The sequence below is a fragment of the Actinocorallia aurantiaca genome (genome assembly GCF_039533685.1).
Classification (GTDB): domain Bacteria; phylum Actinomycetota; class Actinomycetes; order Streptosporangiales; family Streptosporangiaceae; genus Actinocorallia; species Actinocorallia aurantiaca.
The window spans coordinates 560,901-572,989 of sequence record NZ_BAAATZ010000006.1; the positions used below are offsets into that span (position 1 = coordinate 560,901).

The 12,089-nt window shown below is 69.3% G+C and carries 11 protein-coding genes; 4 read left to right on the forward strand and 7 right to left on the reverse strand.

The features are described from left to right. Nucleotides 1-264: 264 nt before the first annotated feature. The 7 genes from phoH2 to mca all read right to left on the reverse strand — a co-directional run bounded on the left by phoH2 (nucleotide 265) and on the right by mca (nucleotide 8,219). Nucleotides 265-1,584: an RNA 5'-3' helicase PhoH2 gene (gene phoH2 / locus ABD327_RS09640; RefSeq protein ID WP_344449911.1), complete on the reverse strand. Its 1,320-nt coding sequence runs from the start codon at nucleotides 1,582-1,584 to the stop codon at nucleotides 265-267. 128 nt (nucleotides 1,585-1,712) lie between these two features. Next, on the reverse strand, nucleotides 1,713-2,525 hold the full coding sequence (locus tag ABD327_RS09645) for an isoprenyl transferase (protein ID WP_344449912.1): 813 nt from the start codon (nucleotides 2,523-2,525) through the stop codon (nucleotides 1,713-1,715). A gap of 101 nt (nucleotides 2,526-2,626) precedes the next feature. Continuing rightward, nucleotides 2,627-3,817 carry a C40 family peptidase gene (locus ABD327_RS09650; RefSeq protein ID WP_344449913.1) on the reverse strand — a complete coding sequence of 397 codons (1,191 nt, stop codon included), beginning with the start codon at nucleotides 3,815-3,817 and terminating at the stop codon, nucleotides 2,627-2,629. A gap of 412 nt (nucleotides 3,818-4,229) precedes the next feature. Next, nucleotides 4,230-6,176, reverse strand: coding sequence for a thioredoxin domain-containing protein (locus tag ABD327_RS09655; RefSeq protein WP_344449914.1), 1,947 nt, complete (start codon nucleotides 6,174-6,176; stop codon nucleotides 4,230-4,232). A gap of 23 nt (nucleotides 6,177-6,199) precedes the next feature. Further along, nucleotides 6,200-7,024 carry a glycoside hydrolase family 16 protein gene (locus tag ABD327_RS09660; RefSeq protein WP_344449915.1) on the reverse strand — a complete coding sequence of 275 codons (825 nt, stop codon included), beginning with the start codon at nucleotides 7,022-7,024 and terminating at the stop codon, nucleotides 6,200-6,202. Between the two features lie 104 nt (nucleotides 7,025-7,128). Beyond that, complete coding sequence (locus ABD327_RS09665; RefSeq protein ID WP_344450115.1) at nucleotides 7,129-7,344, reverse strand: hypothetical protein; 216 nt, start codon at nucleotides 7,342-7,344, stop codon at nucleotides 7,129-7,131. After that, the gene (gene mca, locus ABD327_RS09670) at nucleotides 7,344-8,219 is read right to left on the reverse strand and encodes a mycothiol conjugate amidase Mca (RefSeq protein ID WP_344449916.1); all 876 of its coding nucleotides are present in this window, start codon (nucleotides 8,217-8,219) and stop codon (nucleotides 7,344-7,346) included. The genes ABD327_RS09665 and mca overlap by 1 nt, the downstream gene beginning before the upstream one ends. 79 nt (nucleotides 8,220-8,298) lie before the next feature. Between mca and ABD327_RS09675 the strand changes: the two genes are divergently transcribed. The 4 genes from ABD327_RS09675 (at nucleotide 8,299) to ABD327_RS09690 (ending at nucleotide 11,953) form a co-directional block, all read left to right on the forward strand. Beyond that, a complete protein-coding gene (locus ABD327_RS09675) occupies nucleotides 8,299-8,721 on the forward strand; it encodes a DUF4307 domain-containing protein (RefSeq protein WP_344449917.1) in 423 nt (140 codons plus the stop codon). A 142-nt stretch (nucleotides 8,722-8,863) separates the two neighbouring features. After that, nucleotides 8,864-9,367 (forward strand): transcription elongation factor GreA, encoded by a 504-nt coding sequence (greA, locus tag ABD327_RS09680; protein ID WP_344449918.1) that lies wholly within the window; start codon nucleotides 8,864-8,866, stop codon nucleotides 9,365-9,367. A gap of 207 nt (nucleotides 9,368-9,574) precedes the next feature. Beyond that, complete coding sequence (locus ABD327_RS09685; protein ID WP_344449919.1) at nucleotides 9,575-10,441, forward strand: RDD family protein; 867 nt, start codon at nucleotides 9,575-9,577, stop codon at nucleotides 10,439-10,441. Between the two features lie 57 nt (nucleotides 10,442-10,498). Beyond that, nucleotides 10,499-11,953, forward strand: a complete 1,455-nt coding sequence (locus tag ABD327_RS09690; RefSeq protein WP_344449920.1) for a M1 family metallopeptidase — start codon at nucleotides 10,499-10,501, stop codon at nucleotides 11,951-11,953. Nucleotides 11,954-12,089 lie beyond the last annotated feature (136 nt).

Sequence of the window (12,089 nt, forward strand, 5' to 3'; positions counted from 1 at the left end):
ACCGCAACCCGATCCCGGTGTTCGCATGACTCCGACAGGTGATCACCTTGCCGGAAACTTTACGAAACCCCCGCCGTAGCTGCGGTTTCGGCCATTGCCGAGAGGTTCTGTGATCCTGGTCACTAAGAACGTAACGAATAGGTCACATCACCGGGAGTCATAACAAAACTCACCGCCCGCAACGGAATGCGGACGGTGAGTGTTCGAATCGAGTGGCCGATCCCCCTCAGCGAGGCGTCTCGGGACCCTCCCGGCGCACCTTTCTCACGCGCCTATGTCGTTCAGCAGATCGGTCACGAGAGCCGCGATCGGGGACCTTTCGGAACGGTTCAATGTCACGTGCGCGAAGAGCGGGTGCCCCTTGAGCCGCTCCACCACCGCCGCGACGCCGTCATGCCGGCCGACCCTCAGGTTGTCCCGCTGGGCCACGTCGTGGGTCAGCACCACCCGCGAGTTCTGGCCGATCCGGGACAGGACGGTCAGGAGCACGCCGCGCTCCAGCGACTGGGCCTCGTCCACGATCACGAACGAGTCGTGCAGGGAACGGCCCCGGATGTGGGTGAGGGGCAGGACCTCGAGCATGCCGCGTTCCAGGACCTCCTCGATCACCTCGGGCGTGGTCACCGCCGAGAGGGTGTCGTAGACGGCCTGCCCCCACGGCGACATCTTCTCGTTCTCCGAGCCGGGCAGGTAGCCCAGGTCCTGCCCGCCGACCGCGTACAGCGGCCGGAAGACCACCACCTTGCGGTGCTGGCGACGCTCCAGGACGGCCTCCAGGCCCGCGCAGAGGGCCAGGGCGGACTTGCCGGTACCCGCCCGGCCGCCCAGGGAGACGATGCCCACCTCCTCGTCCAGGAGCAGGTCGAGAGCGATGCGCTGCTCGGCCGAGCGGCCGCGCAGTCCGAAGGCCTCCCGCTCGCCGCGCACCAGCCGCACCGACTTGTCCGGCAGGACGCGGCCCAGCGCCGAACCCCGGTCCGACAGCAGCCGCAGGCCGGTGTGGCAGGGCAGCTCGCGGGCCGCCTCGAGCTCCAGCCGCTGGTGCTCGTAGAGGTCCTCCACGTCCGCCGTGGCCACCTCGAGCTCGCGTATGCCGGTCCAGCCGGACTCCACGACCATCTCGGCGCGGTACTCCTCGGCGGGCAGGCCCACCGCGGAGGCCTTGACCCGCAGCGGCAGGTCCTTGGAGACCAGGACGACGTCCTTGCCCTCCACGGACAGCCAGCGGGCCACCGACAGGATGCGGGTGTCGTTGTCGCCCAGCCGGAACCCGTCCGGCAGGACGCTGGGGTCGGAATGGTTGAGCTCCACCCGCAGCGTGCCGCCGTGTTCGCCGATGGGCAGCGGATCGTCGAGCCGACCGTGCTCCACCCGCAGGTCGTCCAGGGCTCGCAGCGCCTGACGGGCGAAGTAGCCCAGCTCAGGATGGTCGCGTTTGGCCTCCAGCTCGGTGATCACGACGATCGGGATGACGATCTCATGCTCTGCGAACCTCGTGATGGCCGCGGGGTCCGCGATGAGAACGCTGGTGTCGAGGACGTAGGTGCGCCGGGCAGATGCCTGACGCGTGGAGGGTGTGCCCACTCGCTCTCCTTCGGACGCTGTTGAACGCCCTTACCTGGGAAATTGCTACCTCGGCTCCTGAAAGAGAACAGCCCCGACATGACAGATGCATGACGGGGCCGTGAACACGGAGTTCGGATCGACTCTTCTCAGGTGCCGAAGCGACGGTGCCGCGCGGCGTAGGAGCGGAGCGCCCGGAGGAAGTCCACCCGGCGGAAGTCCGGCCAGTGGACCTCGCAGAAGTGGAACTCCGAGTGGGCGCTCTGCCAGAGCATGAAGCCGGAGAGGCGCTGCTCTCCCGAGGTCCGGATGACAAGGTCCGGGTCGGGCTGACCGCGCGTGTAGAGATGCTCGGCGATGTGCTCCACATCGAGGGCTTCGGCAAGCTCCTCGATGCTGGTGCCTCGTGCCGCCTGCTCCAGGAGCAGGGAGCGAACCGCATCAGCGATCTCACGTCTACCTCCATACCCAACGGCGACGTTCACAATCAGCCCGTCGACATTGGATGTGGATTCCCCGGCATCTTTCAGGACACGGGCGGTCTTGTCGGGCAAGAGATCGAGGGCGCCGACCGCCTGGACCCGCCAGCCCTCCCGGACGAGCTGCTGCACGGTGTTCTCGATGATCCGCAGCAGGGGTTCGAGCTCGCCGGCGGGCCGGGCCAGGTTGTCGGGGGACAGCAGCCAGAGGGTGACCACCTCGACCCCCGCCTCGGTGGACCAGCGCAGCAGGTCGGAGATCTTGTCGGCGCCGGCCTGGTGCCCGGAGTTCACGTCCGCCAGGCCCATCTCCCTGGCCCAGCGGCGGTTGCCGTCCAGGATCACTCCCACGTGCCGGGGCACCTGGTCCCTGGGCAGGTACTTCTCGACACGCCCCTCGTACAGCCGGTAGGCCAGGTCACGGACCGCCCCGTAAGGACGGCTGCGCTTGATCCGGTCCTTGATGCTGCGTTTGACCTCCACTACGAAGTCCTCCTCGGTTCGGCCACTTCAATTATCGCCGCCGAGGCACGTTTGTCTCGCCAGATCACGGATCCATGTCGGGGCCGGTACGGTGCGGCCGCTCAACCCGCCATCCGGACCGCGGCCCGCCGGTCGATCCGCACCGCGCCGCGGAAGCCGCGGAAGTACACCTTCTGGATCTTGATGACGTCGCCGGTGCGCGGGGCCACCAGCATCTCGTCGCCGCCCAGGTAGAGGGCGATGTGGGAGATCCGGCCCGGGGCGGTGGGGTCGTTGGCCCAGATCAGCAGGTCGCCGGTCCTGGCCTGCTCGAACGGCACGACCGGACCGGTGCGGGCCTGGTCCTCGGCCACCCTGGGCAGCCGGATCCCGGCCTGGCGGAAGGCCCACTGCAGCAGGCCGGAGCAGTCGTAGCCGCCCTCGGCGTCCGACTCCCCTCCCCACACGTAAGGCATGCCCAGCTTGGTCATGCCCGCGTTGATGGCCGTCCTGATCTCCAGGGCGCTCAGGGAGGAGCCGCTGCCACCGGAGGACTTGAAGTCGAAGCTCGGGTCGAGCGTCCGCAGCGTCCCGGTCTTCTTCGGCACCAGCCGGCCCACGGCCTTCTTGATCCGGCCGGTGGCCTTCGTGCTCTTGGCGCTCTTGGGGTCCAGTGCGACGAGCAGGACGTTGTCCTCGACCATGCCCAGACGGCGGGCGGTCGCCTTGGAGACCACCGCGTCGATGTCGCCGATGCCCATCGTCGCGTACGCGCCCACCCGCACCTGGTTGGCCCGGGAGCCTCCGCTGACCGGCACCCGGCTGTTCAGCTCCACGCCGCCGTCGCTGCCCAGCACGAACGAGACCGCGACGTCGCCCGCCGCGATGTTGCGCCACAGGCCGTCGTGCCCGGCCGTGGGCTTCGGGGTGAGGTTGCGGAAGGTGGACGGGTCGACGCCGAAGATCCCGACCTCCTTGCCCGCGAGCTCCGCACGGGCCCCGTCGACCCGCTCGACCGCGGCGACCCCCTCGATCCGGCGGACCTTCTCCAGCAGCTCGTCCGGAACGGCGGCACGGTCCCTGGAGACGATCATGAACTGGGGGTCCAGCCGCCTCCCCAGGGGCGCCACCTCCTGGGAGATCCGCCTGTCGTCGGCGGCGGCCACCAGCTCGGTGCGCTCGGCGCCCTGAGCGCTCTCGGCGGAGGGCCTCCTCGTCGCCTGCTCGGCCAGGATCGCCACGTCGACCGAGAGCACGGTCGCGATGGCCACCCCGATGACCGCCGGAACGGCACGACGGCCAGGTACACGCACCCGCACTCCTCGATCCCCCGGTCACTCGGAACGCCATACGTTTACAGCAGGCCCAACAGACCTTAAAACGTGAGTTCCCTCACTGTAAACACCGACTTACATCCCATACGGACCGGGGGCCTTCCCGACACCCCACACCTACCTGGAGGACGACCCCCACACCCCCGAAAGCGACCAGCCGATCCTCGCTTCGCTGCGGACAACCACACCCGCCTGGAGGACGACCCCCAGACCCCCGAAAGCGACCAGCCGATCCTCGCTTCGCTGCGGACAACCACACCCGCCTGGAGGACGACCCCCAGACCCCCGGAAGCGACCAGCCGATCCTCGCTTCGCTGCGGACAACCACACCCGCCTGGGGGACGACCCCCAGACCCCCGGAAGCGACCAGCCGATCCTCGCTTCGCTGCGGTCAGCTGGTCGCCATCAACTCCGCGCCGAGCTCGGCGGGGGTCGTCACGGGCATGCGGCAGGCGAAGTCGCGGCAGACGTAGGCGGCGGGCTCGCCGTTCACCGGCTCGCGGCCCGCGAGCAGGGGGATCTCGTCCCCGTGGCCGATCGTGACCACCGCGCCGGGCGAGGTGGTCATCAGCGCCGTGCGGTGCAGGGCCCTGGCGGCCGGATCGTCCGGGGAACCCACGATGGCGATCTCCAGCGGGCCGTGCAGGGCGGCCGACGCCACGGCCAGGCCCCAGCCCACGAAGCGGGCGTGCTTGGCCGCCAGCGGGGCGACCGCTCCCAGCGCCGCCAGCGCGGCGTCCCGGTGCTCCTGGGAGCCCGTCAGGGCCGCATAGGTGAGCAGCGCCCCGGCCGCCCCGGACTGGCCGGACGGCGTCACGTTGTCCGTGGGGTCCTTGGGCCGCCGGAAGAGGGCCTCCGCGTCGTCGGCGGTGTCGTAGAAACCGCCCTGGCCGTCGCCGAAGTGGGCGAGAACGGCGTCGAGCAGGACCCCCGCGCGCTTCACGTACTCCGGGCGGCCCGTGACCGCGTGCAGCGCGAGCAGCCCCTCGGCGACGTCCGCGTAGTCCTCCAGGACGCCCGCGTTGGAGCCCGCGACACCGTCCCTGGAAGTGCGCAGCAGCCTGCCCTCCACGACGTGCAGCTCCTCGATCAGGTCCGCGATCCGCTCGGCGGCCTCGACCAGGTCGGGCCGGTCGAGCAGGGCGCCGCACTCGGCCAGCGCGGCCATGGCCAGCCCGTTCCAGGCCGCGACCACCTTATCGTCGCGGGCGGGCCGCACCCGCGAGGCGCGGGCCTCGAGCAACCGGTCCCTCAGGTCCTCCGGCAGGTCGCCCTCCAGCTGGAGGGTGGACGAGCCGTGCTCGAACGTCCCCTCCAAGGTGACCTTGAAGGCGCGCGCGGCACGTGCCGCGTCCTCCTCCCCCAGCACCTCGGCGAGCTGCTCGGGCGTCCACACGTAGAACTTGCCTTCGACGCCCTCGCTGTCGGCGTCGAGCGCCGAGGCCAGGCCGCCTTCGGCCGTCCCCAGCTCCCGGAGCATCCAGTCGCAGGTCTCCAGGGCGATCCGGCGGGCCAGCGGCGCCCCGCCCTTGCGCCACCAGTGCGCGTAGACCCGCGCGAGCTGGGCGTTGTCGTAAAGCATCTTCTCGAAGTGCGGAACGATCCACCTCTCGTCGACGCTGTAGCGGGCGAACCCGCCGCCGAGCTGGTCGTAGATCCCGCCTCGGGCCATCGCCTCCAGCGTCCGCGCGGCCATGCCGGCCGGGTCCCCCTGGCGGAGCAGGAACTCCAGCACCATGGACGGCGGGAACTTCGGCGCCGTGCCGAACCCGCCGTACTTCTCGTCGAACGAGCGCCCCAGCACCTGGACCGCCTGGACGAGCGCCGTCTCGGTCGGCCCCGGCCCCTGCGGGCCCGCCTGCTCACCGCCCAGCGCCGCCACGATCTGCTGCCCCTGCTCGACCAGCTTCTCGCGCTGGCCCTCCCATGCTCCCGAGATCGCGTTCAGCAGCCCCTGGAAGCGGGTCCGCGGAAAGTAGGTGCCGCAGTAGAAGGGGTGTCCCTCGGGGGTCATGAAGACCGTCATGGGCCAGCCGCCCTGGCCCGTCAGCGCCTGCGTGGCCTCCATGTAGACGGCGTCGACGTCCGGCCGCTCCTCGCGGTCGACCTTCACGTTGACGAACCGCTCGTTCATGAGCTCGGCCGTCTGCCGGTCCTCGAAACTCTCGTGCGCCATCACATGGCACCAGTGACAGGCCGCGTACCCGACGCTCAGCAGAATCGGCACGTCCCGCCTTCGCGCCTCCGCGAAGGCCTCCTCACCCCAGGGGAACCAATCGACTGGATTGTCCGCATGCTGAAGCAGGTAGGGGCTGGTCGCATCCTTCAGACGGTTCATGGCGTCACCCTAAAGCGGGGATGTTACGAAGACATTGGATGGATCCGTACCCAGTCGACGTACATCGTCACCTGTTCCGGGGCCCCTTCCCCGCGGCACTGGTCCTTGGAATAGCAGACGATGTCGTTCTGCAGGGCCAGGTGCATGTCGGCCTTCTGCGGGATGTTCCCGCCGGTGTGCTCCCAGACGGCCTTCCCGTCTATGAAGAAGGTCACCCGGTCCGGCAGCCACTCCAGGGTGAAGACGTGCCACTGGGTGAAGTCCCCGTCGATCGACCTGGAGGAGGTCTTGTCGTCCTTGCCGTGGTGGACGAAGAGGCCGGTGGTCCCGCGCAGGGGGTCGGGGATCTCCGCGAAGTTGATCTCGGCCCACTCGGGGTCGCCCTGCCTGGTGGGCCACAGCAGCATGACCGCCGAGTAGCCCGCGCCCCGCTCCACCCGCATCCTGGCCTGGAACCGGCCGAAGGTCTGGGCGTAGTGGGCGGCGACGCCGCCGGAGAGGTGCTCGCCGCCGTAGACGCCGCCGGTCAGGCGCAGGACGCCGTTCCGGACGGAGACGGCCTTCCTGGTGCGGGGGTGGGTGCCCTGGGGATCGTGGTAGACCGCCCAGCGGGAGAGGTCTATCCGGTCTCCTTCGAAGTTCTCGGCGAGGACGGGCGGGCCCCAGCCCACCGGCGCCCAGGGCGGCTCGGTCGGATGCACCCGCACCGCCGCGGCCCGGGGCGCGAGCTCGGCCTTAGGCGGCCGTGCGGACGCCGGAGGCGCCGAGTCCGTGCTTCCCGTCGCCAGATGAGAGCCCACGGGAATGAGCAGGAACGCCGCCGCCAAGCCGTACCCGAGCCGCTTCATGCCGCCATGCAAGCAAGGAACGCCCCGAAGGCGCCCCGAGCCCGCCGTCGTTCAACCGAACATGGGGCTTTCCTGACCGGCGGCAGGCCCGGCCGACGGGCCCTCTACCGGGTGTCGCCCTCTTCGGCGCGCAGGGCCTCGGCCTTCTCCCAGGCCTCCTGGTCCAGGTCGGCCTGGCGCGGCGCGTCGACGTTGGAGATGCGCTTGTTCATCGACTTGATCAGGAAGACCAGGGCGATGCCCAGGCAGAGCACGATCAGCGTGCCCGTCGTCCCCGGCGAAACCGTCTCGTCGTTCAGCTCCTGCGCCAGAATCAACATCACGCGCCCACCTTCTCCCGGATGCCGGCGAACAGATCGTCCTCCGGAAGTTCCGTATCGACCAGGGACCTGGCCAAATGGTAGTCCTCGGTCGGCCATGCCTCGCGCTGGAGGTCGGGCGAGCAGGCGAACCACCAGCCGTCGGGGTCGATCTGGGTGGCGTGCGCGATCAGCGCGGCGTCCCGGACCTCGAAGAAGTCACCGCACGGCACCCTCGTGGTGAGCGGCCACGGCATCGGCCGGTCCTCCCAGTTGGCGATCCAGTCCAGGTAGGGGGACTCCTTGCCCGCCGCCACCAGGACCTCGTGCAGGGCCAGCAGGCGCTCCTTGTGGAAGGTGAGGAAGTAGTACATCTTCAGCGGCTGCCAGGGCTCGCCCAGGCCGGGGTAGCGGTCGGGGTCGCCGGCGGCGTCGAAGGCCTCCGCGGAGATCTCGTAGGTCTTGATGTGGTCGGGGTGGGGGTAGCCGCCGTTCTCGTCGTAGGTGAGGATCACGTGGGGCCGGAACTCGCGCACCGCCCGCACCAGCGGGGCCGCGGCCTCCTCCAGCGGGACCAGGGCGAAGCATCCCTCCGGCAGCGGGGGCAGCGGGTCGCCCTCGGGCAGGCCCGAGTCCATGAAGCCCAGCCACTCCTGGCGCACGCCCAGGATCTCCCGGGCGGCGTCCATCTCCGCCTGCCGGACCGCCGCCAGGTTCTCCTTGATCTCGGGCCGGTCCATCGCGGGGTTGAGGATGTCGCCCCGTTCGCCTCCGGTACAGGTGACCACAAGCACCTCGACGCCTTCGGCGACGTAGCGTGCCATCGTCGCCGCCCCCTTGCTCGACTCGTCGTCGGGATGGGCGTGCACGGCCATCAGCCGCAAGGTCTCAGCCACTGGGGGCGCTCCCTATGCTTAAGGTGAACCTGTATTACGAGATTGTCGCAGTCAACACCGACAGAACCGCGAGGATTCCATGACCGTCGATGCCGAACCGGGCCGGCACGGGGAGGCCGCTCCGGAACAGCCGAAGAAGCGGTCCGTGGGCACTCTGATCGGCTACGGGGTCATCGGCCTGTTCGTCGCCCTGTGCATGGTGGGTTGGGCCGTCGTCATGGGCAATGCCGGCGACGGCCGCAGCGGGATCCACGGTATCGCGGGACGGACCATCTCCTACGACGTCCAGAGCGAGTCCTCCGTGCAGGTCACCTTCCAGATCCTCAAGCCCGAGGACGCCCGGGTCGCCTGCACCGTCCGCGCGCAGGCCGTGGACGGGTTCATCGTGGGGCAGCAGGAGGTGGTGGCGGAGCCCGGAAAGAGCACTTCCAGCCAGATGATCTACCTTTCCACCAGCAGAAAGGCCACCACGGCCGAAGTGGTGGACTGCGCGCGTTCCTGACCATCGGATGGCAGGTTCCAGATCGCCGTCGGTGGGAACCTTTACTCTGATCGACCGGATAGGCTTGAGGTTTCCCGTACGGTCCCGACCTGGGAACGACGTGGAGGCACCCCGGCCACTCGCGTGGAAGCTAGGAGTACCCGTGACCGAGACCCGCACTGAAAACGTCACCTGGCTCACCCAGGAGGCGTACGACCGCCTGAAGGGCGAGCTCGAGTACCTTTCGGGTCCTGGCCGCAAGGAGATCGCCGCGAAGATCGAGGCAGCTCGCGAGGAGGGCGACCTCAAGGAGAACGGCGGCTATCACGCGGCCAAGGAGGAGCAGGGCAAGATGGAGGGCCGCATCCTCCAGCTTCGCCAGATCGTCGACAACGCCCGGGTGGGCGAGGCTCCGGCCGGCGCCGACGGCCAGGTGTCGCCGGGCATGACCGTCACCATCTCCTTCGAGGGCGACGACGAGGAGGTCACCTTCCTGCTCGCCTCCCGGGAGGAGCAGGGCTCGCCGATCGACGTGTACTCCCCGAAGTCGCCGCTGGGCGCGGCGATCAACGGTAAGAAGGTCGGGGACAAGGCCTCTTACACGCTGCCCAACGGGCGCGCGATGACCGTCGAGATCATCGACGCGGTGCCCTACGTGGGCGCCTGACCTCCCCTTCGCCTTCACGGCTTCGTTTTCCCAGCGCCTGCGGCCTCTTCCGCGGGCGCTGCTCTCTTTTTCCCCTTTGCCTTTGTCCAATTTGTCAGCATTCTCGCCTCATTCCTTACCCGCCTTACCAATCAAGACACCTCCAATGGAGCATCAAGTCGGACAATCGGTTGGTTTGAGCGCGCGATTCCCGGCGATCTTGCGACTATGACGCAACCGCAGCAGGACCCGTGGGACCGGCCCGGAGGCGGGCGGCCCCCGGAAGGCCTCCCCTTCTCCCAGGACCAGCCCGGTCCCCACGAGAGCCACGGTTCCTCCGACCCCTACGGCCGGAATCCGCCCCCGTACGGGGGCGGGCAGCCTTACGGCGGAGACAAGCCCCCCTATGGCGGAGGCCAGCCCCCCTACGGAGGCGGGCAACCTCCCTACGGAGGCGGACAACCGCCGTATGGAGGAGGGCAGCCTCCTTATGGGGGCGGACAGCCTCCGTACGGGGGCGGTCAGCCTCCCTACGGCGGAGGCTATGAAGGGGGCTACGGCGGGGGCTACGGGGCCGTCCCGCCGACGATCGCCGGCAAGGGGAAACGGCTCGTCGGCATCATCATCGACTGGATCCTCTACGCGCTGGTCGCCTGCTGCATCGCGCTGCCCTTCGGCGGCAACCGGGGCGACTTCGTGGTCACCCGGCCGGACGGCACCACGGCCTACGAGTTCGACCGGCTCTACTCCGGCGGCCAGGTCTTCGCCAGTCTGCTGGCGGCGGTCCTGGCGTTCCTGTACTTCTGGCTGCTGACCCACCGCTGGAACGGGCAGACTCTGGGCAAGAAGGCGATGGGCACCCGGGTCGTGCGGGAGCAGGACGGCGGGCCCGTCGACGCGAGCACCTCGGCGGTCCGGGCCGGCGTCTTCGTCGTGCTGGCCTACATCTGCTGCGTCGGCTTCCTGGTCGACGCGATCTGGATCTTCACCAATCCCAAGAACCAGACCCTGCACGACAAGGCCGCGAAGACAGTCGTCGTCGAGGCCACCGGCCCGAATCCCTACCAGGCGGGCACTCCTGGACAGCCTTATTGATCTCACACATCAGTCGGCAGTTGCTCAATTCACTGCCGAACCGGCAATCTGGGCAACGTGCATAACCGACGTCCCGCAGCGGCGGCCCTCTCCCTCGCCCTGGTGGCCGCGCTGAGCGTCGGCTGCCAGGTGGGGGGGCCCGGTCCCGGTCCCTCCGCCCCCACGACCCCGGCCGACCGGCCCCCGACGGCCGGCTCCTCCCCCGTCGTGCCCAGCCAGAGCTCGGCCGGCGACCCCTACGTACCCGGGAACGGCAACGGCGGCTACGACGTCCGGCACTACTCCCTCAAGCTGAAAATCGTCCCGTCGGACGCGAAGAAGACCCTGGACGCGGTCGCCACCATCAAGGCCCACGCGCAGAGCGAGATGGTCCGGTTCAACCTCGACCTCGCCGGCCTGGACGTCTCCCAGGTCAAGGTCGACGGGCGGAAGGCCGACTTCGACCAGGAGGGCGGCGAGCTCGTCGTCCGGCCGTCCGCCTCGATCGCGGGCGGCAGCGACTTCACGGTCACCGTCGCCTACTCGGGCGCCCCGAAGGCGGTCAACGACCCCATCCTCGGCCAGTACGGGTGGATCAGGACCCCCGACGGGGTCGCCGTCGCCTGCCAGCCCAGCGGCGCGCACACCTGGTTCCCCGGCAACGACCACCCGAGCGACAAGGCCACCTTCGACCTCACCCTGACCGTCCCGCAGGGCCTCACCTCCGTCTCCAACGGCGAGAGCGGGCCGGCTTCCACCCGGAACGGCCTGACCACCACCAAGTGGACGGTCAAGCAGCCGATGGCCACCTACCTGGCCATGATCGCCGTCGGGGACTTCAAGGTGAAGGAGGGGGTGACGCCCGGCGGGATCCCCATCACGGTGGCCGTGGACTCCTCCGTGCGGGTCCCCTCGATCGACGACTTCTACCGGGCCAAAGCCGAGATCACCGACGAGTGGACGAAGCTCTTCGGCCCCTACCCCTTCGGTTCCACCGGAGGCGTCATCGACAACGCGGCGGTGAGCTTCGCGCTGGAGACCCAGTCCCGCTCCATCTACGGCGACTTCGACCCCGGCGAGACGATCATCGCGCACGAGCTGGCGCACCAGTGGTTCGGCGACAGCGTCAGCGTCACCCAGTGGAAGGACATCTGGCTCAACGAGGGCTTCGCCAGCTACGCCGAGTGGATCTGGGGCGAGCGCATGGGCGGTGAGTCCGTCCAGGGCCGGTTCGATTCCCTCTACGAGCAGACGTCCCCCGCGGCCTGGCAGGTCCTCACCGGCGACCCCGGACGCGAACGGCTGTTCGACTCCTTCGCCGTCTACGACCGGGGCGCGATGGTCCTGCACGCGCTGCGCACCAAGATGGGCGACGAGAAGTTCTTCTCCCTGCTGCGCAAGTGGGCCGAGGAGCACCGGTACGGCAACGCCACCACCGCGCAGTTCGTCGACCTCGCCGAGAAGGTGTCGGGGCAGGAGCTGTCCTCCTTCTTCCAGGCCTGGCTGTACGAGCCGACCCGCCCTCCGCGCTGAGTAGATCGGTGGTCAGCACTCCGTCAAGTGCCGTGTGCGTCCGCGACAGCACCTGCCCGCCCGCGCATGGTGGGTCCCGTGCATGGGTTTCGAACAGTGGCGGCAGGGACCGCGGCGGCGCTTCTGATGGGTCTTC